At 40.9% G+C, this 22,074-nt stretch carries 21 protein-coding genes; 11 read left to right on the top strand and 10 right to left on the bottom strand.

What is annotated here, in order from left to right:
* From CHB71_RS18480 to dinB, 5 genes are all read right to left on the bottom strand, one after another.
* On the bottom strand, positions 1-3,170 hold a 3,170-nt coding region (locus CHB71_RS18480; protein WP_144017492.1), incomplete at its 3' end, for a tandem-95 repeat protein.
* A gap of 453 nt (positions 3,171-3,623) precedes the next feature.
* Positions 3,624-4,025, bottom strand: a complete 402-nt coding sequence (locus tag CHB71_RS18475; RefSeq protein WP_089358448.1) for a hypothetical protein — start codon at positions 4,023-4,025, stop codon at positions 3,624-3,626.
* 210 nt (positions 4,026-4,235) lie between these two features.
* The gene (locus CHB71_RS18470; RefSeq protein ID WP_317043998.1) at positions 4,236-7,250 is read right to left on the bottom strand and encodes a DNA polymerase III subunit alpha; all 3,015 of its coding nucleotides are present in this window, start codon (positions 7,248-7,250) and stop codon (positions 4,236-4,238) included.
* Positions 7,220-7,648, bottom strand: a complete 429-nt coding sequence (locus CHB71_RS18465) for an endonuclease domain-containing protein (protein WP_089358446.1) — start codon at positions 7,646-7,648, stop codon at positions 7,220-7,222. The genes CHB71_RS18470 and CHB71_RS18465 overlap by 31 nt, the downstream gene beginning before the upstream one ends.
* Before the next feature lie 88 nt (positions 7,649-7,736).
* Positions 7,737-8,945 carry a DNA polymerase IV gene (dinB, locus tag CHB71_RS18460; RefSeq protein ID WP_089358445.1) on the bottom strand — a complete coding sequence of 403 codons (1,209 nt, stop codon included), beginning with the start codon at positions 8,943-8,945 and terminating at the stop codon, positions 7,737-7,739.
* A gap of 140 nt (positions 8,946-9,085) precedes the next feature.
* Here dinB and CHB71_RS18455 point away from each other — a divergent pair, with 140 nt between their 5' ends.
* The 5 genes from CHB71_RS18455 (at position 9,086) to CHB71_RS18435 (ending at position 13,831) form a co-directional block, all read left to right on the top strand.
* A complete protein-coding gene (locus CHB71_RS18455; RefSeq protein WP_089358444.1) occupies positions 9,086-11,005 on the top strand; it encodes a YfiR/HmsC family protein in 1,920 nt (639 codons plus the stop codon).
* A gap of 9 nt (positions 11,006-11,014) precedes the next feature.
* Complete coding sequence (locus tag CHB71_RS18450) at positions 11,015-11,386, top strand: response regulator (RefSeq protein ID WP_089358443.1); 372 nt, start codon at positions 11,015-11,017, stop codon at positions 11,384-11,386.
* Positions 11,387-11,465: 79 nt separating this feature from the next.
* Entirely contained in the window at positions 11,466-11,834 is a 369-nt protein-coding gene (locus CHB71_RS18445; RefSeq protein WP_089358442.1) for a response regulator, read from the top strand.
* Positions 11,835-11,984: 150 nt separating this feature from the next.
* Positions 11,985-12,350 (top strand): response regulator, encoded by a 366-nt coding sequence (locus tag CHB71_RS18440; protein WP_089358441.1) that lies wholly within the window; start codon positions 11,985-11,987, stop codon positions 12,348-12,350.
* Positions 12,351-12,502: 152 nt separating this feature from the next.
* Positions 12,503-13,831: a sensor histidine kinase gene (locus CHB71_RS18435; RefSeq protein WP_245811372.1), complete on the top strand. Its 1,329-nt coding sequence runs from the start codon at positions 12,503-12,505 to the stop codon at positions 13,829-13,831.
* On the opposite strand, the gene CHB71_RS18430 is transcribed toward CHB71_RS18435, so the two are convergent.
* Both CHB71_RS18430 and CHB71_RS18425 read right to left on the bottom strand, forming a co-directional pair.
* On the bottom strand, positions 13,824-14,093 hold the full coding sequence (locus tag CHB71_RS18430) for a hypothetical protein (RefSeq protein ID WP_144017491.1): 270 nt from the start codon (positions 14,091-14,093) through the stop codon (positions 13,824-13,826). The two genes, CHB71_RS18435 and CHB71_RS18430, sit on opposite strands and share 8 nt — an antisense overlap.
* Positions 14,094-14,188: 95 nt before the next feature.
* Positions 14,189-14,428, bottom strand: a complete 240-nt coding sequence (locus tag CHB71_RS18425) for a hypothetical protein (protein WP_089358439.1) — start codon at positions 14,426-14,428, stop codon at positions 14,189-14,191.
* A 112-nt stretch (positions 14,429-14,540) separates the two neighbouring features.
* On the opposite strand from CHB71_RS18425, the gene CHB71_RS18420 reads away from it, so the two are divergent.
* The 3 genes from CHB71_RS18420 (at position 14,541) to CHB71_RS18410 (ending at position 16,582) form a co-directional block, all read left to right on the top strand.
* Positions 14,541-15,254 (top strand): hypothetical protein, encoded by a 714-nt coding sequence (locus CHB71_RS18420; RefSeq protein ID WP_089358438.1) that lies wholly within the window; start codon positions 14,541-14,543, stop codon positions 15,252-15,254.
* A gap of 111 nt (positions 15,255-15,365) precedes the next feature.
* Positions 15,366-15,887 (top strand): hypothetical protein, encoded by a 522-nt coding sequence (locus CHB71_RS18415; RefSeq protein WP_089358437.1) that lies wholly within the window; start codon positions 15,366-15,368, stop codon positions 15,885-15,887.
* A 5-nt stretch (positions 15,888-15,892) separates the two neighbouring features.
* Entirely contained in the window at positions 15,893-16,582 is a 690-nt protein-coding gene (locus CHB71_RS18410; RefSeq protein WP_089358436.1) for a metallophosphoesterase, read from the top strand.
* Positions 16,583-16,765: 183 nt separating this feature from the next.
* Here CHB71_RS18410 and CHB71_RS18405 read toward each other — a convergent pair whose 3' ends face one another.
* Positions 16,766-17,650 carry a dienelactone hydrolase family protein gene (locus CHB71_RS18405; protein ID WP_089358435.1) on the bottom strand — a complete coding sequence of 295 codons (885 nt, stop codon included), beginning with the start codon at positions 17,648-17,650 and terminating at the stop codon, positions 16,766-16,768.
* A gap of 310 nt (positions 17,651-17,960) precedes the next feature.
* On the opposite strand from CHB71_RS18405, the gene CHB71_RS18400 reads away from it, so the two are divergent.
* The 3 genes from CHB71_RS18400 to CHB71_RS18955 are packed head-to-tail and all read left to right on the top strand — an operon-like array spanning position 17,961 to position 20,307.
* Complete coding sequence (locus tag CHB71_RS18400) at positions 17,961-18,932, top strand: SMP-30/gluconolactonase/LRE family protein (RefSeq protein ID WP_089358434.1); 972 nt, start codon at positions 17,961-17,963, stop codon at positions 18,930-18,932.
* Complete coding sequence (locus CHB71_RS18395) at positions 18,929-19,450, top strand: hypothetical protein (RefSeq protein WP_144017490.1); 522 nt, start codon at positions 18,929-18,931, stop codon at positions 19,448-19,450. The genes CHB71_RS18400 and CHB71_RS18395 overlap by 4 nt, the downstream gene beginning before the upstream one ends.
* A complete protein-coding gene (locus tag CHB71_RS18955; RefSeq protein WP_221406767.1) occupies positions 19,432-20,307 on the top strand; it encodes a hypothetical protein in 876 nt (291 codons plus the stop codon). The genes CHB71_RS18395 and CHB71_RS18955 overlap by 19 nt, the downstream gene beginning before the upstream one ends.
* On the opposite strand, the gene CHB71_RS18385 is transcribed toward CHB71_RS18955, so the two are convergent.
* Together CHB71_RS18385 and CHB71_RS18380 are read right to left on the bottom strand one after the other, a co-directional pair.
* Positions 20,304-20,993, bottom strand: coding sequence for a LytR/AlgR family response regulator transcription factor (locus tag CHB71_RS18385; RefSeq protein ID WP_245811370.1), 690 nt, complete (start codon positions 20,991-20,993; stop codon positions 20,304-20,306). The two genes, CHB71_RS18955 and CHB71_RS18385, sit on opposite strands and share 4 nt — an antisense overlap.
* On the bottom strand, positions 20,990-22,009 hold the full coding sequence (locus CHB71_RS18380; RefSeq protein WP_089358432.1) for a sensor histidine kinase: 1,020 nt from the start codon (positions 22,007-22,009) through the stop codon (positions 20,990-20,992). The genes CHB71_RS18385 and CHB71_RS18380 overlap by 4 nt, the downstream gene beginning before the upstream one ends.
* Positions 22,010-22,074: the final 65 nt, after the last annotated feature.

Raw genomic sequence — 22,074 nt, 5'->3', positions numbered from 1 at the left:
ACGGTTACGGTAAAAGTTTTGGAAACGGTATTGTTAGCAGCCTGTCCATCATCAACAGTTACGGTGATGGTGGCTGTACCGGACTGATCAGCAACCGGGGTGTAAGTCAAAGAACCTGTAGCCTCGGCGCTGGTATAAGTCACCGTTGGATCAGGAATCAAAGCAGTATTACTTGAAGTAGCCGTCACAGAGAGTGTCTGCGTCTCACCACCTCCAGCAGAAATCCCCGAAAGATTAACAGTCTGTTCCGTTGCATCTTCATCGATGGCAGCTGGGTCAGCAATGTCAGCAAGTGTTGGGTAGTCATTGACGGCCGCCAGATTAAGGGTAACTGTAACCATATCTGTCAGATTTCCTGTACCATCATCTTCGATGGTAATTTCCCAAACGGAGGGTATTCCATTTTCATCAGGAACTGGTGTGTATTCGTAACAAAACTCAGTGGCAGCCGCTATCAGTGTGCCGTTTCCGGAAATTTTATTAATGGAAAGTGTACTAACGTTATCACCATCTACATCCACAACAGAAAAACAGAAAACCTTTACCGAATCCTCGAAGGTTTCTATAGTCATAGTTTCAGAGTCTATTCCATTTACATAGATGATTGGGTTTTCATTAACGCTAACAACCTCCACGTCGACTGTGGTTGTTGAACAGACAGTAGGATCAGCACTATCACATATAGTCACTTCTACTTGATCAGTTCCAATAAAACCTGTTGGTGGTGTGTAATCAAAGCATAAATCATCTGCTGTGCCATCCACTACTGTTCCTCCGTTAACAGATGTTCCAGAGGTAAATTCATGCGTGTCCCCTTCAATATCAGTTATGTCACCTGGGTTAATACATAACTCGGTGGTTGTTTTCTCGTCTGCAGATACAGTTGATGGAGCTATTACTGGCGGGTCATTAACGGGTGAAATATCAATATTGATTGTGACATTTGCGGTATTACACTCGCTAAGAGCATCACATGCTTCCAATACAATAGTTTCCGTGCCATTAAAATCAGCATTTGGAGTGTAACTGAAGCAAAATTCACCATCTACTTCGTTGATAGTGCCAGCCGTTCCATTAGTAGGCGGTGTTGTAATAGTCACAGTTACCAGATCACCGTCCGGATCATTAACTGTTAAACAAACTTCGACAGAGGAGTCTTCATTGGTGGTCAAATCAACTGCACCCACAACAGGCTCTCCGTTTACCTCAATTACTTCCGGAGGAAAGTTAGTACTTGTAGCAAAAGTGATAAAGTGGTTGATGAAGTTGCTGTTACTTATTCCATCTGAGACATTAAAGGTTATTTTCCTTGTATTCTCATTTGCCGTGCCCGGTGGATTATACTCGAATTCAATACTATTTAACGCTGCAGCATAATTAGCCAGTGAGCTTGAACCTGAAAGTGTCAGCACACCTGTGGTTGAGTTGTATGAGCCTGTAATTTCAGTTGTATTTGTAAAGCTTAGCTCATCCCCATCAACGAAAGTGTTATTGCTAGACTGAACCACGAAAACTTCCGCAGAGGCAATCTGCGTGTTATCAACATCTGTAATTGAAAAAGTAGAATTAACCACGAATGGTGGAGTTTCCGTAGTATACTCAGTAGATCCTGCTGTTCCAGTAAGAACAGGCGCATCATTTTCAGCAGAAACAGTGATATCGCGTGTAAATGGATCACTATCTTCTGTTCCATCATTGATAATGAATGTTAATGTCCGAGTAGATTCGACAGGATCTTCACTACTATTTGTATAAGCTATACTTTGGAGCGCAGTATTATAGTCATCGACTGTTGCGTCTCCAGTAATGGTCATAGTAGCAGTTCCAGCATCATAACTTCCGGTGAGACCCAATTGATCGGTAAAGCTCAGGGCATCTTCTGTTGATTCATATCCATTGGAAATTTTAACGGTAGCGTATACGAAATCTAAATCTTCATTATCACTTGCAACCACTCCTGGATCTGCTGGTATACCTCCATCATTTTCTGTGTATGCTAATGCTGTGGCAGTGCCACTAATTGTTGGTTTTGTGTTCAGTACCACAACAGCAAAACTGACCTGGGATCCTGATGCTTGTGAGTCGCAATTTCCAGCTATTTGAGCAACAGCAACAACAGAATCACCCTGACTTAGAGGCAAAGTTAATGTTACACTCCAAAGACTATCTGTGTCGACCTGAGAGGTGTCGGATTCAACCAAAGCATCGTTGATATCATACACATCAATATAAACTTCTGCTTCTGGATCTGCCTTTCCGGAAATCACCGTATCTCCTTCTTTTAAAGGTGTTTCCAGCTCCGGTTCCGGGGTTGATCCCGAAGCAAATCCACTTCCTCCTTCTTGTAGTTCACTGAAAGGAACCGGACATTGGTTGGAGGCTAAATCTTCAAAAGCACAGGTTATGCACCCGCCATATTCTGTATCGTCAACACCACCTATGTCAGATATTTTCCCAGCCATGGCACAAGTCCCGGAGATGTTGGTGACGACAATGAATTGAAGTTCACTATCTTCAGTAATCCCAAATTCAGTGGTTAAATCTCCAAATGGTAAGTAGAAGTCAATGAAATAATCTTCATTTCCGCAGCTTACGATATCCGCAATCGAAACCTGTGAATAATCATCTACATCATATGAAAGTAACTCTGTTGGACAACTATCTATTCCGTCAATATCATATACATAAATACCTTGTTTCTTAATGAATGTAATATCAATTTCAAACCCTGCATTTACACCAGTACTGTTGGGATCGGTAGCACCTAATTTACCATCAGTGTCGATTAGAATGGTATAGGCCTGAACACTGTTGCGTTCTTCAGCTAAGCGTAATCGGAAAATAAGGTTGTCATTGTCATCTAATGCAGCATAGGCTGCCGCTCCGGTACTATCAACAGTGAGGTCAGTTACCCCACAATTACCTCCGGCCTGGGCATCATTCAAAGTGTCCCCATCTCCGAAAACAGGGAGCGCAAACATAGGAATCTCAAATTCGTCTACGTAATATCCGTCGTTGGAAAAGCCTGTATTATCGAGAGATATATATCCATCCCCGTTGGGGTCCATCACACTGGTGGCGGCTGTGGTGATGATCTTTCCTCTCTGGGAGGTTGCACTGTAAGCATACAATACAACACAAATAATTAACAGCTGGCGGAAGCTAAACATTGTGGTGATAATTTAGGACTATAATTTAGTGAAAATACTTCTATTTCAGGAGGTTATATCCGATCATTCATCGAATAAATCATCTTGAAACTGCTCGTATCATCCCTTTCGATTCATCATCCAGATTGATGAAGTTCACCTTTACCATCAAGACATCCGTGGCTCTTAATCTTCATCATACTCGTTTCAGCGGAAATTATTTCCTTTATACAGGATCGTTTAGTTTATTACGATTCGAAGTGACTATGATCATTTGTTTAAATGGGCGAACGAGAAGAGGATAGAATCGTGGGGTAAAAGGAGGTAATAAAAAGCCAGCCCATCCTTGTTAAAGAGAATAAAACCGGTATCATCTACTTCCTATCACTGTAGCGAAAAAATACTTTGCTTAGTTAATAGGCTAATTGGATTTTGACCTTCAATATTATCAGACCACTTTGATTCAATGTGTTACTATATCTCAGCAATGATCATCTCAGATACTGCTTTATACACACTGAGTTTATGTTTGGTTACTTTAGACATTAATCTAGCTGCTCCTCTAATGAGTATGTTGTCAGAAACTAAGATTATTTTTTCTGTTTGCGCACTATACCTGTCCATGCAATCCATCCACCTTTTTTTTGCTGAATTATCAAATCCGGTCATCCCTTGGCAATCCCAAATATGAATAAATTTTTTATCAGGATTTTCATCACAATATTTAGACCATACATCGGTTGCTCTTACTGAGTTTAAATCAGTGAACTTATTTTGAAATCCGAAATGTAAATAGTCTTTATTGTTTTCTTGAAAGTTCTTGATTTCAATGGTCTCTTCACTTAGGATAGATTTAGTGCTTTCTGATTTTATCACTTGATTAATGATTAGAATGATTTTGTTGAATACAAGTAATAAAGTTCGTTTTTATTTTATAAACATTATCAATTGATAATATTTATTCGATAAACAAAAACTGTATTATGTCTATACCTGCTTTTCTCTCTTCAAAAAAAAATCTCATTACAAAGAGTTTAATGCCTAATTGAGATTGCAATTCAGTATTAAATAAACCTTTCAAAACAATTAACTCGAAACCGCCCTTATCATCCCTTTCGATTCATCCTCTAGATTGATGAAGTTGATCTTCTCCATTTTGTCTACCTCCAGGCTGTAGAAATCAAACTCTTCCACTACCTTCCCAATCAATCGATAAATGCCTCTGCCTCTAAACGGATAGCGAGCGGCAGAAGAAGGGAAGTGCACCGTGTCAATAAACTGACCTTCATAGTCGATGAAGGTTCCGAAGTTCATACGTTTTCCTCCGGAAGTCCCCGTATTCTTGATCGTCACCAGGTACCCATACATTTCTACTCGTCGGTTTTCATGCTTTGGCAGGTCTTTCGATAACACCCCATGATGTTCAAGTTCTACTAGGTCAAACGGGCTGCACAAAGGAAATCCGAGCAGATCCATCTCATCAAAGGCATCTTCTCGATTATCGTGATGGAGGGGTGGAAGAGTCCACTGCTTGATAGGCACATGAAAAAGTCCGTTTTTTGATTTAACAACACCATCCCCTAGAGAAAAGTGAACTTGCCATAAGATGTCTTTTTTAGGACCAAAGACTCTTAATGCGCCTACCCGTACCAACAATTTGATTTGCTCTAATGAAATCTTTACCCGATCCAGAAAATCATCTAAATCCAGGAATACCCCATTTTTCTCACGTTCTGTCAGTATTTCCTCAATTGTATGATGATTGAGATCTTTTACCATCGACATTCCTAGGTATATCGTTTTACCATAAATCACGACCAATGCTTCACTATGGTTGACACACGGAGCTTCGATCTGTGCGTCACACATACGTGCTTCATGTATGTAAAATTCAGTCCGATAAAAGCCACCTCCATTATTTACTACAGCCACCATGTATTCCAGTGGGTAGTATGTTTTTAGGTAGAGCGCCTGATAGCTCTCTACTGCATAGGATGCAGAATGACCTTTCGCAAAAGCATAGCCTGCAAAACTTTCGATCTGTCTCCAGATTTCGGCAGACAGCTCATACGTATGCCCCAGGTCTTTGCAGTTTTGAAAGAATTTGTCCTTCACCTTCAAAAACTCATCTCTTGAGCGGTATTTTCCGGACATCCCTCGTCGCAGCATGTCGGCTTCTCCCAGGTCGAGCTTTGCAAACAGGTGAGCTACCTTAATTACATCTTCCTGATATACCATTACGCCGTACGTATCGGGCATAATGTCCCGGAGAATCGGGTGGGCTTCTTTTCTGCGCTCAGGATAACGGTAGCGGAGTATATATTCCCGCATCATACCGGATTTTGCCACCCCCGGACGGATGATGGAGCTGGCTGCCACTAATCCTAGGTATTCATCTATCTGCAGTTTTTTCATGAGCATGCGCATGGCTGGTGACTCGATATAAAAACAACCGATCGCGTCAGCGTTTCTCAGCTTGTTATTCAGTTTAGGATCATCCTTAAAAGACTTGAAGTTGTGGATGTCTACCTCCGGATCATCGGGGCAATTGTGCTTGATTACATCCAGGGTGTCACGAATCTTCCCGAGCCCTCGCTGGCTTAGGATGTCAAATTTGAATAACCCCACATCCTCCGCCACAATCATATCGAAGTGCGTCACCGGGTAGCCTTTTGGTGGGAGGGAGGTAGCGGTAAAGTAATGAATGGGTTTGTCTGCAATAAGTACTCCACCGGCATGAATGCTGAGATGGCTGGGAAAGTCTATCAATCGCTGACCATAGCGATGGATCAGTTTGCCAATATGATCGAGATCCTGAGGTGCTGTTTGTGATACTTTCTCGATCTCATGTGGAGGGAGACCGAAAACCTTACCCAGCTCCCGGATAATTGCCCTGTTCTGGAAAGTACTATAAGTGGCTAATAATGCTACCTGCCCATTCCCCCCAAACCGCTCAAAAATATAACGGGTGATGTCATCCCGGTCCTTCCAGGAAAAGTCAATATCAAAATCAGGTGGATTTTGTCTGAAAAGGTTGATGAACCGCTCAAAGTAGAGATTCAGATCTATTGGATCAACATCGGTGATTCGGAGAAGGTAGGCCACCACACTATTTGCACCACTGCCTCTCCCAACGTAGTAGTAGCCTTTCTTTCGGGCATAGCAGAGTATGTCCCAATTGATGAGGAAGTAGGACACGAACCCTTTGGTTTTGATGAGGTCTAATTCCATTTTTAGTCTGTCCAGAATTTCCTGCTTCGGATTTGCCCCATATCGATAAGGCAATCCCTCATTGCAGAGTTGGGTGATCTTTTCAATGTCTTTGGTTTCTGACTCTCCATATACTTTCAAGTTTTGGTGATTTACCGGATCTTGAAACTGGAATTCGATAGAGCAGTTTTTTAGCAGTTTCTTGGTATTTACAATGATCTCAGGGTAGTCTTTGTAGTATTCGAAAAGCGTACCTACCGGATACATCACATCATTGGGGTTACCTTCCTCACTTTTTGATAGTTTGCTTAGTAGCGTGTTTTGATCAATGCTTCTCAGCAGTCGATGCATATTGAAATGGATCTTGTTGGCCTCACCTCCCTCGAAAGAGACAGTTTGCAATATGACCAGTTGATCCAGTTGATCAATCCACGGAGTTCTGGGTAGTTTGAAGATATCGGTTGGTTTTACACCTAAAAATTCATTTTCGTGAAGCGTACGATTGAATGTAGAGGTAAAAGGGTATACGACATATACCTCCTTAAAAGCAGGGGCTTGCTCAGGAAAGTCCAGCTTTTCATGCAGGTGTTGTGATAAGTATTCATTCAATTCCTGAAATCCCAGATTGTTTTTTGCAATGCCAACGAACTGTTGTCGGGCCCCATTTCTAAAGTCAATTCCAACAATAGGCCTGATGTCAAATTTGGGAGCTAGGCGTATGAAATTGAGGCATCCGGCGGTAGAATTGATATCAGTGAGTGAGCACTCACTAAGTCCGGATTTCTTGGCGGTTGCAAGCAAATCCTCCTCGGAGAGAGTACCGTACTTGAAACTGTAATATGTGTGGGTGTTTAGGTACATTAACTCACCCCGCCCTCCTTCGGCGGGCACCCCTCTCTAATTTTAGAGAGGGGAGGGGGAGAGTTAAAAGAGTGCTTAATTTTCTGAAGAGTGAGATCGATATTTGCAATCTCTTTATTCTGTAATCTCAGAACCTTCAGTCCTTTTTCAGAAATAATTAAATCACGCTGTTCATCATAATTTTTTTGTTGATCATGAATTCTACCATCTACTTCAATTACTAATTTCTTCTCAGCACTATAAAAATCAGCAATGAAGAAATAATCTCTTCCATGTTGATGATACACTAAAGGATGTTGCCTGAAGAATTTAACACCATAGAATTTTCTGTTTCTTAAACGTTTCCAAAGTATTTGCTCGCTTTCAGTTTGATTTTTCCTGAGCTCGCGAGCTAGTGATTTTATTGTATTCCAATAGCTTTTATTCATCTCATTTTATGATTAAAAAACTCACCCCGCCCTCCTTCGGCGGGCACCCCTTTCTAATTTTAGAGAGGGGTGGGGGAGAGCAAGTTCCCTAAGTTTCCACTTTAGCCACCCGCATATCTCCCTTAAATGGGTTGAACGTGCGGAGGGCATTTACGCCCAAAGCTTTCGCTCTCACTAGAGACCGGTCTCCATATTTTTTCTTGATCCAGTCCATCTCCTGGTACAGGTTGATAATCTCGCCGGTATCTTCGAACAGGTTGATCTGATAATTCCCATGAACCAGGCTGCTAAAGCGAACGCCTACGAGCCGAACCAGTAGACGCCTGTCGTAAAGCTTTTCGAAAAGTTCGGTCACTTTCGGGATCAGAATATGATCTGCTGAAGTGTAGGAGATGCGAGCCTGTTGTGTGTAAGTGTTGAAATCCGAATACCTGATTTTCACCGCGACACAGGCAGTGAGCTTATTTTCATTTCGAAGCTGATAAGCCAGATGCTCTGTCATGGCCAGGATGATATTCTTTAGTCGCGTGATATCGGTGGTGTCTTTATTAAAAGTCTGCTCTGTGGAAATGGATTTTCGCTCAGAATAAGGAATTACCGGTGAATGATCTATGCCGTTCGCTTTTTCCCACATTGCGGCACCATTCTTCCCAAAGATCTGTACCAGCATGTCCTTGGGCATCTCCTGAAGGGTGCGCACTTTTCTTACACCCAGTCCTCTGAGTGTTTGGTAGGTCTTTTCGCCGATCATCGGTATTTTCTGTACCGATAAGGGGGCAAGGAAGGGCTTTTCCGTGCCGGACTTGATCCAGATTTTATTGTTTGGTTTAGCTTCTCCGGTGGCCACCTTTGAAACTGTTTTATTAATGGACAGACCAAAGGAGATTGGGAGTCCGGTGTTGTCGATCACTTTATCCCTTAACTCTGATGCCAGCTTAAAGCACCCGAAGAATCGATCCATTCCCGTGAGATCGGCATAGAATTCATCGATGGAGGTTTTTTCGAAGACGGGCACATTTTCCCGGATAATCTCAGACACATCCATGGAAAACTTCGTATAATCGGTATGACTACCCTTGATTACGATAGCTTCCGGACACAGCTGCATGGCCAGCTTCATTGGCATGGCAGAGTGAATGCCAAACTTCCGAGCTTCATAGCTGCAAGCAGCGACTACACCTCTATCACTAGACCCGCCAATTAGAATTGGTTTGTTGTTCAACTGGCTGTCTCTCAACCGCTCTACAGACACAAAAAACGTGTCTAAATCCATGTGTAATATGAAAGAATTTTCCATGAGTTAAAATTACTAATATTTTTAGTAAAATATATATTTCTATGTACATACGTTTTTTATCTAATCATGGACGAGACTTATCTAATAGCTTGTATGAACCCGTTTAAAATCACTATATTTCGAGTTGTCACCAGTCCTATATGAAGATAAAACGGGAAATAATATTTTCACTTACAACGCTTTTATGCGCTTGCTTCACTTTTGCTCAAACTGATCGCCAAAAGGAGATGATCCGTTTGACTTACTCAATCGCCAAGAACATTGAATGGCCAGAAAAATCTACGCCATTCAAAATCCATGTTATCACAACCGACGAGGCACTCAAAAGTGAGTTTAGAAAGACTAGTCAATCGCAAAAAATAGACGGCAGAAATGTAGAGGTTACCTTCACTAGTTATGTGATGGTTCCGCAAGGAGCTGATGCCATTATGGTAACTAATAGATACAATTCAACCATCCCTTCTTTACTGGATCGTATTGGAGGGACACCAACGCTGCTTTTTACTGATAGGTACGACAAGCAGCGGGATGTCATGGTCAATATTTTAGATAAAAGCTCTGAAGCATTAACATTTGAGATCAATCGGGCGAATGTGACCAATCAGGGTTTGATCATCAAATCTGAAATGCGATCTCTGGGCGGCTCTGAAGTTGATTTAGCTAAAATTTTCAAGCAGGTGAGAGATTCTGTACGGGCGATGGAGCTGAGAGCCCAGGAGCTGAAAGTTGTTTTCGACTCATTGAATTTTGCTACAACAGTCTCCAGAAGGTTGTTTCGTGAGCAGGATCGGATTATTCAGGATAGAAACGATGAGATTGCTTTTAAGCAAAGCCAGATTGATGACCAGAACAGTATTCTTGATAGCCTGAGGGAAGAGTTCGCAGAGTCAGAGAAAAAATTAATAGCGCTAACTTCTCAATTGGATAATAGGGAAAAGCAGCTAGCAGTATTATCTGAAGAAATTTCACTTCAAGCCGATAAGGTAGAAGAAGGAAATAAAACGCTGGCAGAGCAACAAGAACGAATCGCAGCTCAGAATGAAGAGATTGCACAACGTGAGCAAAGGCTTGATGAAATGTCTACCGTCGTAAATTCTCAGCAAAGCGCACTAGTATTTCTGATACTATTCTTAGTTGTAGTTGTCGTTTTCTTGTTTCTCATATTTACCGCTTATCGAGCACGGAAAAGAGCTGCTAAAAAGCTTGCAGAGCAAAAGGAGGATCTTGCACGTCTTTTGGACGAGCTTCAGGATACCCAATCTCAACTGGTACAATCAGAAAAAATGGCTTCTCTTGGTGTACTTACTGCCGGTATAGCTCATGAAATTAACAATGCCATCAACTTCGTTTATTCTGGTATACATGTGTTAAGTGATAAATTTTCCGAGATAAGGCCGGTGATTTCTCATGTGACTGAGCTGGATGAAGATGATAAAAATTTAAAGAAATCCATTAAAGAGTTGGTACAGGAACGAGAGGATGTAAGCTACGATGAAGCGCAAGGCGTTATAGATCAGATGATTACGAGTATAAAGGTTGGGGCTGAACGTACTACTGAGATCGTGAAGGGACTGAGGATTTTTTCACGCTCTGAAACTGAGAAGAAAACGAATATTGATATCCATAATGATTTGGATGTTGCACTGCTGCTTTTGAATAGCCGGCATAAGGATGCAGTTAAAATAAACAAGCATTTTGCTGACCAGATTCCTGAAATTCAGGGATTTAAGGGGCAATTGAGTCAGGCATTTCTCAACATTATAAGTAACTCCATTGATTCAGTCAATCAGAAAGGAAAAGGAGGAGAGATTGATATTTTTACTTCTAAAAATGGAGCAAGTGTTGAAGTGAAAATAAAAGATAATGGAGTGGGAATGTCAGAAGTAGACAGACAAAAGATTTTTGACCCATTTTTTACAACCAAAAAAGTTGGGGCTGGAACCGGCCTTGGCTTATCTATCACCTATGGTATTATTGAGCGGCATGGAGGTACTATTGTAGTTCACTCCAAGCTGGATGAGGGAGCTGAATTTATAATTAAACTGCCTTTAGAAAGCTAAATTTAAATTATGAGCGAGTCAAAACCGTCACTGATTTACCTGGATGATGAAGAGATCAACCTGATCCTCTTTAGGGAAATGTTTAAAAATGATTTTGACATTTTTACAACCACATCTCCACATGATGCAATCGACTATGTCAAAAGCAACAACCTCGATTTTATTCTTACGGATCAATTGATGCCAATTATGACTGGTGTGGAATTTCTCAAAGAATTGAGGGATGGAGAGGTCGCTCCTGATTCCATGAAAGTAATTATATCTGGCTTTACCCAGGAAGGTGAGGTTGATAGTGCGCTGGAAACTAAGCTTATTGATAGTTTCGTCAGTAAACCATGGTCATATCAAAATTTAAAAGAATTATTGCTAAGTCGTGTGTAGTTTTTCTTAAAATTGAATTAATTGCATTGCAAACTATTTCAGTTACACAGATTAAATTTGTCTATTCAACCGGACGATAATGAGTGAGCACAAACCAGCAGTGATTTATTTAGACGATGAAGAGATTAACCTTCTTCTGTTTAGGGAAATGTTCAAGAAGGACTTTGAAGTTTACACAACCACAAGACCTGAAGAAGCACTAGAATACCTAAAAAACAACGATGTGGAGTTTGTTTTTACAGATCAACGTATGCCGGTTATGACTGGTGTTGAGTTTCTGCGAGAACTACATGAGCTTAAAGTATCTGTAGCTCCTAAAAAAGTCATGATCTCTGGTCATGCAGCTGAGGGAGAGGTGAGCGAGGCAATAGAAAAGAACCTAATTGATAGGTTTATTGATAAGCCCTGGACCTACGAAGGGCTCAAGAGTGCGATTAGCACTATTTAAACAATCAAATAATGTAGCTGCGCTTACATCGTTAGAGAACGCTACTTAGAGACGACTACTCATTTTCCTTAGTCATATTTCAGTACTGTTGACGAGATATTCCAGTTGGATATCTGTCTACTTTCGTCAAGAGTTTAAGCAAAGCAAAATATGAGTAAAAATCAGCCGACAGCAGTTTATCTTGATGATTGTGCAGTAAACCTTCTCTTATTCAGAGAGATGTTTAAGGATGACTTTAATATTATGACCACTCAAAATCCAAAAGAAGCACTTGATTATGTGCTAAACAATAATGTGGATTACCTTTTTACAGATCATCATATGCCTGATATGACAGGGATTGAGTTTTTGCAGGGTTTATCTAAGCTGGAATTAAGCAATATGAAAAAAGTAATAGTGTCCGCGCAAGTACCTGAAAGAGAACTTAATTCGGCATTCAGTCAAAAACTGATAGATCAAGTTATAGACAAGCCCTGGACCTATAGTGGGTTAAAGTCCGCAATAAGTACTATTTAAAAGCCTATAATTTCACTACTGTATTGACAACATTCTAAAGAATATTTAGCGTTTCATCTAGATAAAAATGTCTGTAGGTCATAAAAATTAGTGCTTGTTTCTAGCGTTTGCGATCGCTCATTAAGTAGTAGCTTTGCAAAAGCCTGCAAACCATGATAGCTGCTCTAGTTGATTTTTTCATTCATCCGGATTATTTTGAGGATCCACTCAAACTTAGAAAGGCGAGACTCTTCGTAAGGTCTTGTTTGCTCACCAGCTTATTTTCAAACTCTTACATCTGGTTTAGTATGTTGTATGAATATGATCGTGGGGTCAACCTCATGATTTTTAACGTGATAGGTTTTTTAGCCTTGGCATTTCTCGTAAAAACACGTCTGCCACTCCTTTTAATTACCAATACATACATCCTGGTCGGCTCTATAGCGGTGTTGGTTTTGACCTATTTTTCGGGTGGGATTTGGTCTGCAGTATATCCATGGATCATATCCATTCCGGTACTAGCACTACTAGTAGTAAACCGCACCTATGGTATCGCATGGGGGATTTTCGCTTTCCTGGCCATGTTGTGGTTTGGATGGCTGGAGCTACAAGGCATAAAACTTCCATATGAGTATAATCAGGATTTGAAGGCAGAATGGTTTATTTCTGTTCTGCCAGGGTTATTGCTTATTATTTTAATCATTTCTGCTGTGTTTGAGTCCGTACAGACAGGTGCTCTACGGGTGCTACAGAAGCGAAACGAGCAGCTCGCTGAACAGAAGGAAACCATAGCAGATCAATCCAGAAAACTTGAAAGATTGATTGATGATAAGGATCATCTTATTCGAATACTTGCGCATGACTTAAAAAACCCGCTCGCAAATATTACGACCATTGCGAATATCCTTAAAGAGGAAGAGGATGTAGATGAGCAAAAGAAATTCATTTCTATGATTGAAAAGGTTTCAGGACAAGCTCAGGGACTTGTGAATAAAGTACTCGACATGGCTATCAATGAGCAGGGAGGTATTAAGCTTAAGATAGAACAGCTAAATATCAATCAGGTAGTAGTGGAAGCAATTGACTCGATGTTAGAGATTGCCAAAAAGAAAAAAATTGAAATTCAATATCAGGCGAAAGATGAGTTGGTTTTAGTGAACGCTGATAAAACTTACTTGCTTCTTATTTTCGAGAATTTGCTTTCGAATGCCATAAAATTCTCTTCTCCCGGATATGATGTACATGTTGATGTTACATTAATGAATTCCACCGTTAGCGTTCGGGTGATGGATGAAGGTCAGGGTATCAGACCTGAGGAAGAAGATCTACTCTTTGAAAGATTCGCGAAACTTAGTTCAAAACCGACTGCAGAAGAGAGTTCAACCGGACTGGGGCTCTCACTAGTGAAAGAATACGTAGATCAAATCAATGGTAAAGTGTGGTACGATAATCAGGCCTCAAAAGGAGCAACTTTTGTAGTAGAGCTGCCGGTCGTTAATTAACTAGGTGTTGGTTTGTAATGTGTTGGATAGCATTGTCAATAAATTCTTTTTTCTTTTCATGGTTCCTTTCTGGGCTGTAGATAATATTTGAAGCTCTCCATATTACTGTTTCCTCATTTTCCTCATGACTTTCCGTAAGGTTGTATAGGGTACCAACCATAAAATACTTCTCAGGTTTTTTGTAATAGCCGACATGCAAATCTTTGTTTCGACCCCATCGTCCATAATACATTTTAAACCTCTTATGGTCGGTTGGCATCATATACGAATGATCATTTTCATGAAGTATTTTGATGGTTAGAATCGCGTCTATATTATTGGCCGCAATTAATGATGAGATAGTGTCCTGATTATTAGCTAACTCATTATTTCTTGAGGGAAAATTTCTATCCCCTCGATTGCATAGAAACCTGATTTATTGAGTTCGGAAACAGCCTCTTGTTCATAAAATATCCGATTTTGTAATTCATGTGACAAGCCTACAACTACAAGTTTCTCGAAGTGTACACTTTCATAGGGTTCACGCTTCCACTCATCATCGAAATCTGAGCAGCCAAAAACGGAAACGAATAATAGAATAACAATAATGCGGTTCATGTCACAATATTATGATATTCGGGTTGAAATGAATCTTTAGGCAATGATATTTGGTGTTGAATAGGGTTTTTATCATTTTTCACGTCCATTTTTAAACAGCCTCTTAACTAAAATGAAACAGCTGCTAATTCTTGTTGCCTTAATTTTCTCCCTTTCAGCTAGCTCACAGGATCTTTTAGAATCCGAAAAATGGAAGTCCTTCTTTACTGAGCGTCCATATTTAGAAAAGGCCAAGAAAATCAACGATGAAACATTCTGGGAGGTGGATGATATCTATACCTACTATACCGGTTATCCGGTATTACTCATCTATGCTGATGGCGGTACTCGGGAAATCAAATGGTCTTATAGTGGATTAGGTAGTTTAATAAACAAGAAGGAGGCATTGGAAGACATAGATTTTGAACGATATGAAAAAGAGAATGTGATTTATATCGTTTTTGATGGGTATCTGTTCAAAAATCCTGAAGTAGAAAATGCCATAGAAGGTGATTTTATGCTGGTATATGAGCAAGGTCCACTCAGCGTCTATCGGGAGTACATCACCAATCCGATCACAAGAGATAATATGGAGTCCATCTTTGCCATATATAAGGAGGGCCAAAAAGATGATACGTTCTATTTAGGGAAGTTTGAAAAGAAAGCAGCTAAACTAGTGGACGATTATCCCCGGCTTGCTAAGAAGATCAAAGACAAAATCATTGGCTACCGCAACGAGGAGGATGATATCGTCCGTATTGCACAAGAATACAATGAATTAGTTAAGGAAAACAATCCATATAGGTACGATGATTATTATCTGTTTTTCTGGCAGAGGTGGTATTGATCAGTTGAGCTACTTATTTTCTCCAATATGAGACTCATGTAATAGGGTTTGAAACTGTCTGTCTGTTCTGCATAAGAACCAGTGATATTTTTAATATCTTTAGAAACCATCATGAAAAACTTACTTCTTATTTGTCTGCTATTTTGCGGATTCTCATCCATAGCACAGAAAAAACCTGAAGTAGATATTGTTGCCATCATTGACGACCTCACGGTGCGATGGGATGAGACCGCCATTAAGATGAAAAACTATCAGGGAATACAAGAGTTCTGCCTAACGGAAAAATTTCGATTTAAAACGATTGAACTCCTGGACGACATCCATCACTGGGACACAACCTTGTATTTCATTGTTCAGGAGAAGTTTGACACAAGCAAGGATAAGGAGGCCGCTGCTACACTGGAGGATATTGAAAAACTGGAAACGGAATACTCTACTGCAAATTTCAAAGCATTCATTACCGAAGAATGTGGAATACTAAAAGTGATCCAGGATAATTTTGATAAGGAAACAGTGAAGCAATACGAAAAGGATATTCGAAAATTCGAGAAAGAACTGGTAAAATACCTCAACAGCATCACCTATCGTATTGACATCATCGACGAACATATTCACCATTTAGATTTTAATTAGGAGCGATGGCCAGGACTCTTGTCATGGGTGATATCCACGGCAATTTGAAAGCCCTCGAACAATGCCTGGAGCGGTGCAGCTTTGATTTAGAAAATGATAAACTGATCCAACTGGGAGATGTATGCGACCGGCATCCCGATTCTGCATTGGTTGTTGAAAAACTCATCAAGATTTCAAAGCTGGTAGCCATCCGCGGTAATCACGATCCATGGCTAAAAAAATGGTTGAGAAGCGAAGAAGTAAACCCGGCATGGCCGGATAACGGTGGTATCTCCACTATTCAATCTTACATCCAGGCAGGTGATAAAATCGACAGGTCTAAACATTTGACATTTCTTGAAGAACAGGTTGATTTTCATGTTGATGAAGAAAATCGTGTTTTCATTCATGCAGGATTTACCAATCCGAAAGGACCATCTTTTGAGCAACCATCTTCAAATTGTTACTGGGATCGTAGCTTATGGTTGAAGTCAATGGAAGCACGAACTACAGGTCGTCAACCTGATTTTTTGAATGCCTTCAAAGAAATTTACATCGGTCATACGCCAACAATTAAGTGGCTGCAAGACACACCAATGCAGGCTTTCAATGTCTGGAATTTGGATACAGGGGCAGGATGGCATGGTAAACTTACGGTAATGGATATCGACACTAAAGAATATTGGCAATCGGATGCTTCGGGATTGTTGTATTAAGATAATTGGATTATCTGAATTCCATTTAATCCCAACAAAAACCGTTACGTCACTCTGAGCCTTCAGGTGATGGCCAAGAGTGTTGGTGTAGGCGCGAGAGCCCCCTTGATTAAGGAGATTCTTTCAGCTTCTCAAGTCTGAGAGCCTTTCGATAAGCTTCAGAATGACGGTTTTTTGTTAGGGCTACTTTAAATTCTCTCTAAAAAATTCAATCGTACGATCCCATGCCAATTTAGCTGCCTCTTCATCATACCGGACGGTTGTGTCGTTGTGAAACCCATGGTTCGCATTTGGATAAATGTAGGCCTGATATTCCTTGTTGTTTTCCTTCAGTGCTTTTTCATAAGCAGGCCATCCGGCATTCACACGCTCATCCAATTCACCAAAATGAAGTAATAAAGGTGCCTGTATATCAGGGACCAACTCTGCATCTGGCTGACCACCGTAAAAAGGAACTGCGGCTTTTAAGCCAGGCACTTTCACAGCCATCAAATTCGAAATCCAACCGCCGAAGCAAAAGCCCACAACCCCTACATTTCCGGTACATTCCTCGTGATTTTTTAGATACTCAAATGCTGCGATGAAGTCTTCAAGCATTTCGTTTCGGTCTCTTTTTCGTTGCATCGTTCTGCCATCATCATCATTGCCCGGATAGCCACCCAGTGGAGTTAATGCATCTGGCGAAATTGAAATGAAACCGGCCATAGCTGCTCTTCTTCCTACGTCTGAAATGTGTGGATTCAAGCCACGATTTTCATGAACGACCACAATTCCCGGGAGCTTTCCTTTCGCGTCTTTCGGTCGGGAAAGCTGAGCATTGATGGTACCGCCACCTTTGGGAGAGTTATACGCTATCGTTTCAGTGTTGAGCTTCGGATTATCCTGAGCTATTTGAATGGCTTCATAGTTAGGCATGATGGAACTCATAAGTGAAGTAAGGGTCAATCCTCCAACAGCATACAATGAAAGCTTTTCAATGAATTCTCTTCGCTCCATCCGATTGTGAGCATAATCATCATAGAGCTTAAATACTTTAGGATCAATGTCTTTTTTGTCGAGCTTTTTCATAGTGAGTAGGTATTTGTCTGTCACTAAAGTTAATTCTTTTGATTTTTTGTTAGCCAGGTACTTATCAACAAAACCAACACAACGTCACTCTGAGCCTTCATGTGGGAGGGAGTGCGTGGGCGAAGGCGTGAGAGTCCCTTAGATCAAGGAGATTCTTTCAGCTTCTCAAGGCTGAAGCCTTTTTAGAAGCTTCAGAATGACGGTTTATGTGGTTCACATAAAGACTCAACCAATTTGAATAAGCATTTAAATGATCCGAATAGAAATTGAATAGCTGAGGTGTTTTAAGCGTAATATTCCTTTAAAAACAATGCTTAAATCAATCTGTTATCTGTTTACTGTCATCACTTTTAATCTCCATGCTCAAAATAGCACGGTCGCTTTCACCCTTGCCGAGAAAGACTTACTGCCTGAAAGTGTCGCTTACGATCCAGACTCGCAATCCTTCTACGTGGGGAGTACACGAAAAGGAACCATCACCAAAGTAGATGCCGATGGGAATCAATCAACCTTTGTTGCTTCAGGCAAATTTGGACAGTGGATGGTCATTGGAATCAAGGTAGACCCGCAAAGAGACGAGCTTTGGTTTTGTAGTTCGGGAGGAGGAAACTTGGTAGGCTATTCATTTAAAGATGATGAAGAAGGAAGACCGGCAGGAATTTTTAAAGTAGACCTCAATACTGGAGAGCTGATTAAGAAATATACGCTTGAAAAACCGGGGGAAGTCCACTTTTTTAATGATCTGGTCATTGATGAAAATGGAGATGTTTATACCAGCCACATGTTTTCTGAGCATACGATTTATAAAATTGATCGTGACACTGATCAATTGGAGCCATATGCAAAAAGCGAACTGATCAGGTACCCTAATGGCCTGGATATATCGAATGACAGAAAAAGCCTTTTCGTGGCTCACTCTGACGGGATAGCCAAAATCTCGCTGGAAACCAGTGAAGCCACTTCACTAAATATTGCTAATGATATTAAGCTTACCGGAAGAGAGAGTGCAGACGGACTTTACTTTTATAAGAATAGCTTGATCGCGATTCAACCCGATCTGTCACAGGTAGCAAGATATCGATTGAGCATGCCCCAGAATGCGGTGATGGAATCTGAGATTTTAGAACTGAATCACTCCGCGATGGATCATCCTACTACTGGTGTGATTGTGGGAGATACGTTTTATTACATTGCTAATGCACAATTTGAAAAAGTAAATGAAGATGGGTCGCTCGCTCCCGAAATATCAGCACCAACTATCTTAAAAATCGACTTAAAATGAAGAGGACTTTAACATTCCTATTACTCCTGATAGCGATCGTGTCTAAAGGACAAGATCTTTCCCTGAAAGAATTGATCAACTATGTAGTTGGTGGCACCTGGACTTCCATCAATGAGGACAATGATGGCGAACCTGAAGGTTATAAAAGCTATTACATGAATTTTTCTATCTGGTCCGATGACGAATCAGTCATCGGGACAATCTATGGCGTCAAAAACAATGGCGACACTATCCAGCTGATTGAGGTTTGGAACTTCATTGATAAAGCAAATCAAAGTATATTCTATGTGCACCGAACGACCTGGGGATCTTATGCCACAGGCACTATTCAGACTTATGAAGGTAAGCACATCGATATTCAATTCAAGTCAACCACAGCTGAAGGTCAGCAGTATTTTACACGAGATTTACACTACATCGAAGAGCGTAACCGCATGCGTGCAGTCACCTATCACAAATCCAAAGAAGGTGAGGAGTGGAAAGAAGCGAATAGATCCGAATGGACCAGAACGTACTAGATATGAAAAATGAAAACTTAATCTCTCGAAGGAAAATACTAAAGGGCTCAGCATTAGGTATTGTAGGGCTTTCACTTCCATTTACAACAAGCGCATCCATTTTCGAAAAGGATCACCCTTCCATAGGAAAACCATATCCTGCATATCCTTCACTGGAACCAGAATTGGTGAGTGAGGTGGTTGGAAAGTCACATTTTGATTTGGATACCGTGAAGAAATTGGTTGATAAACGACCGGAACTGGCAAGGGCGACCTGGGAATGGCGGTTCGGCGATTTTGAGTCTGCGATTGGTGCGGCCTCTCACGTAGGTAGAAGAGACATCATCCATTACCTTTTAAGCAAAGGTGCCACTCCGGACATATTCACATTTGCTACGTTGGGCGCATTTGAGACCGTCAAAGGCATTATTCAATTGAGTCCCGGCATTCAAGCCTCGTTAGGTCCACATGGCATCAGTTTGCTAAGTCATGCCAAGGTGGGTTTGCGAATGGAGGATAAGATGAGCACTCAGGAAGTTGACAATTGTAAAAAGCTCATTGATTACCTGGAGGATCTGGGAGATGCAGATGGGCCAAGCTATGAGGAAGTACCGGAAAGTGAGAAGCCAAAATATCTGGGAGATTACAAGTACGGTGAAGGAGAAAAAGAGGGATTCTCTATCCAGCTCAATATGCGTAAGCTCTTGTCACTAGGAGCTATCGGGGAATTTGGGGGCGCGCTTTATAAAACTGGGAAAAATCAATTTAACTACAGTGGTGCTCCATCTATAAAAGTTACCTTTCAGTTTGATGGTGATCAGGTGAAGTCGCTTACTGTTAAAGACCCTGACAGAGAGATTGTTGCAAAGAAAATTTAGGCTTGATGTCTGGATAATTCAGCCATGAGGTTTTCGCGGTAATTTCCACCAACTGGAATGGCCGTATCCCCAATCTCCAGGTCCTGGCTAGTAAAGGATGAAACCTTGTGAAGGTTGACAATGTATGATCGATGCGATCGCATGAATTGACCGGGAAGCACCTCTTCCAGGTGACTGATTTTTTGATAGGTGATCAGCGTACGATCGTCACAAAAGACGCGCACATAATTGCTAAGACCCTGGATGTATTTGATCTCATCCAGAAATACCTGAACCATTTTCATATCCACTTTAAGATAAATGTATGGTTGATTATTTGCGACTTTATCAGGAATTGTGAGGACTCGGTTAATGGACTTCAAGAACCGCTCGTTCGAAATTGGCTTTAGCAGGTAGTCAATCACATTCAACTCATGTCCTTCAAGCGCATACTCCCGATAGGCAGTAGTGATGATTACTTTGGGCGATTTTTCCAGGTTCTTGATGAAGGACAAACCATCCACTTGTGGCATTTCAATATCAAGAAAAATCAGATCGATGGGTTGCTCATGTAACACTGTCGTGGCTTCAATTGCATTGGAGCATTTGGCTACAATCTCTATCTGATCGAATGGCTCAATGTAATCCTCCAGAATGTCCTGTGCAATGGGTTCGTCATCTACTATCAAGCATCTTAGCTTCATCATGATCTTTGGATGGTAAGTTTTACAATGTACTCATTTTCCTTTTCGGTGCATTCGAGTTGCTGTTTATCTCCATAGAGTAATTCCAGTCTCTTTTTCACATTCGAAATACCTAATCCACCGGTTTCTTTTGCTTCTGAATTGTTCTTTGGAATGCTATTGCGAATGGTAAACTCAAACGTTTGATTATTCACCAAAACTAAAATATCAACCCGGCCATCTTTGGTTGTTTTATTCACCCCATGCTTGAAGCTGTTCTCTACAAAGGGTAGCAATATCAACGGAGGAATTGGGAAATGATCGACCTCACCTTCAGTCTCAAATCGCACATCAAATCGATTTTCGTATCGAATTTGTTCCAGGGCAATGTAGCGTTCCACCTGATCCAATTCTTTCGTAAGTGGCACAGTTTCCTTATCGGCATCATACAAAACATAGCTCATGAGTTCGGATAGTTTCATCACTACTTCAGGTGTCTTGTCCGATTTTTTTAAAGCAAGACCATACAGATTGTTGAGCGTATTGAAGAAAAAATGAGGATTGATTTGAGATCGCAAATAACTCAGCTCAGCCTTCACTTTTTCGCCTGCCAATCGCTCTACCCTTCGTTCAGAATCCAGCCATCTGATGAGTACCTCAATCCCGATCAAAAAGATCATTGGGGAAGCGATTATCATAGCAGACTGTACGAGTTTGTATGGCCGAGGGAAACCTCCAGGATTCCAGTTTGGAAACAAGATGTCATTCAAATAAAAGTACATGAATGCCCGGTGGAGAAAGCTGGTAATAACAATAAAGACCAATGTCTGGAGGATATATTTCGACAGCTTTCGGTCTTCCAGGAACCTGGGGAGAAGTAGAAAATAGTTAATGTATACGACGACCAGACGAAAAGGCAAAAAGCCCAATTCCATGTAGAATGCAACATCAAATTGGTTGGAATAGCCTCCTTCCACGAAAGTGAAAATGGACATATAAGTTATCCAGAACAGCACATGCCAGTACACCGTCTTTTTCATGGACCTAAGATAGCTAAGTGATTATTTTCAACACTTTAGAGCACATTCTTTAGTCACAAAATAAA

Source organism: Ekhidna lutea (assembly GCF_900188325.1).
GTDB classification, from domain to species: Bacteria; Bacteroidota; Bacteroidia; order Cytophagales; family Cyclobacteriaceae; genus Ekhidna; species Ekhidna lutea.
This window is presented reverse-complemented; position numbering and strand designations above follow the sequence as displayed.

What these genes read in the sequence shown, in the direction of transcription:
- CHB71_RS18385 (WP_245811370.1), bottom strand. Translation starts at nt 20,993, where the DNA reads ATGATGAAGCTAAGATGCTTGATAGTAGATGACGAACCCATTGCACAG.
- CHB71_RS18420 (WP_089358438.1), top strand. Translation starts at nt 14,541, where the DNA reads ATGAAACAGCTGCTAATTCTTGTTGCCTTAATTTTCTCCCTTTCAGCT.
- CHB71_RS18395 (WP_144017490.1), top strand. Translation starts at nt 18,929, where the DNA reads ATGAAGAGGACTTTAACATTCCTATTACTCCTGATAGCGATCGTGTCT.
- CHB71_RS18435 (WP_245811372.1), top strand. Translation starts at nt 12,503, where the DNA reads ATGATAGCTGCTCTAGTTGATTTTTTCATTCATCCGGATTATTTTGAG.
- CHB71_RS18440 (WP_089358441.1), top strand. Translation starts at nt 11,985, where the DNA reads ATGAGTAAAAATCAGCCGACAGCAGTTTATCTTGATGATTGTGCAGTA.
- CHB71_RS18450 (WP_089358443.1), top strand. Translation starts at nt 11,015, where the DNA reads ATGAGCGAGTCAAAACCGTCACTGATTTACCTGGATGATGAAGAGATC.
- CHB71_RS18455 (WP_089358444.1), top strand. Translation starts at nt 9,086, where the DNA reads ATGAAGATAAAACGGGAAATAATATTTTCACTTACAACGCTTTTATGC.
- CHB71_RS18405 (WP_089358435.1), bottom strand. Translation starts at nt 17,650, where the DNA reads ATGAAAAAGCTCGACAAAAAAGACATTGATCCTAAAGTATTTAAGCTC.
- CHB71_RS18410 (WP_089358436.1), top strand. Translation starts at nt 15,893, where the DNA reads ATGGCCAGGACTCTTGTCATGGGTGATATCCACGGCAATTTGAAAGCC.
- CHB71_RS18445 (WP_089358442.1), top strand. Translation starts at nt 11,466, where the DNA reads ATGAGTGAGCACAAACCAGCAGTGATTTATTTAGACGATGAAGAGATT.
- CHB71_RS18380 (WP_089358432.1), bottom strand. Translation starts at nt 22,009, where the DNA reads ATGAAAAAGACGGTGTACTGGCATGTGCTGTTCTGGATAACTTATATG.
- CHB71_RS18465 (WP_089358446.1), bottom strand. Translation starts at nt 7,648, where the DNA reads ATGAATAAAAGCTATTGGAATACAATAAAATCACTAGCTCGCGAGCTC.
- CHB71_RS18425 (WP_089358439.1), bottom strand. Translation starts at nt 14,428, where the DNA reads ATGAACCGCATTATTGTTATTCTATTATTCGTTTCCGTTTTTGGCTGC.
- CHB71_RS18415 (WP_089358437.1), top strand. Translation starts at nt 15,366, where the DNA reads ATGAAAAACTTACTTCTTATTTGTCTGCTATTTTGCGGATTCTCATCC.
- CHB71_RS18955 (WP_221406767.1), top strand. Translation starts at nt 19,432, where the DNA reads ATGGACCAGAACGTACTAGATATGAAAAATGAAAACTTAATCTCTCGA.
- dinB (WP_089358445.1), bottom strand. Translation starts at nt 8,945, where the DNA reads ATGGAAAATTCTTTCATATTACACATGGATTTAGACACGTTTTTTGTG.
- CHB71_RS18400 (WP_089358434.1), top strand. Translation starts at nt 17,961, where the DNA reads ATGCTTAAATCAATCTGTTATCTGTTTACTGTCATCACTTTTAATCTC.
- CHB71_RS18430 (WP_144017491.1), bottom strand. Translation starts at nt 14,093, where the DNA reads ATGATGCCAACCGACCATAAGAGGTTTAAAATGTATTATGGACGATGG.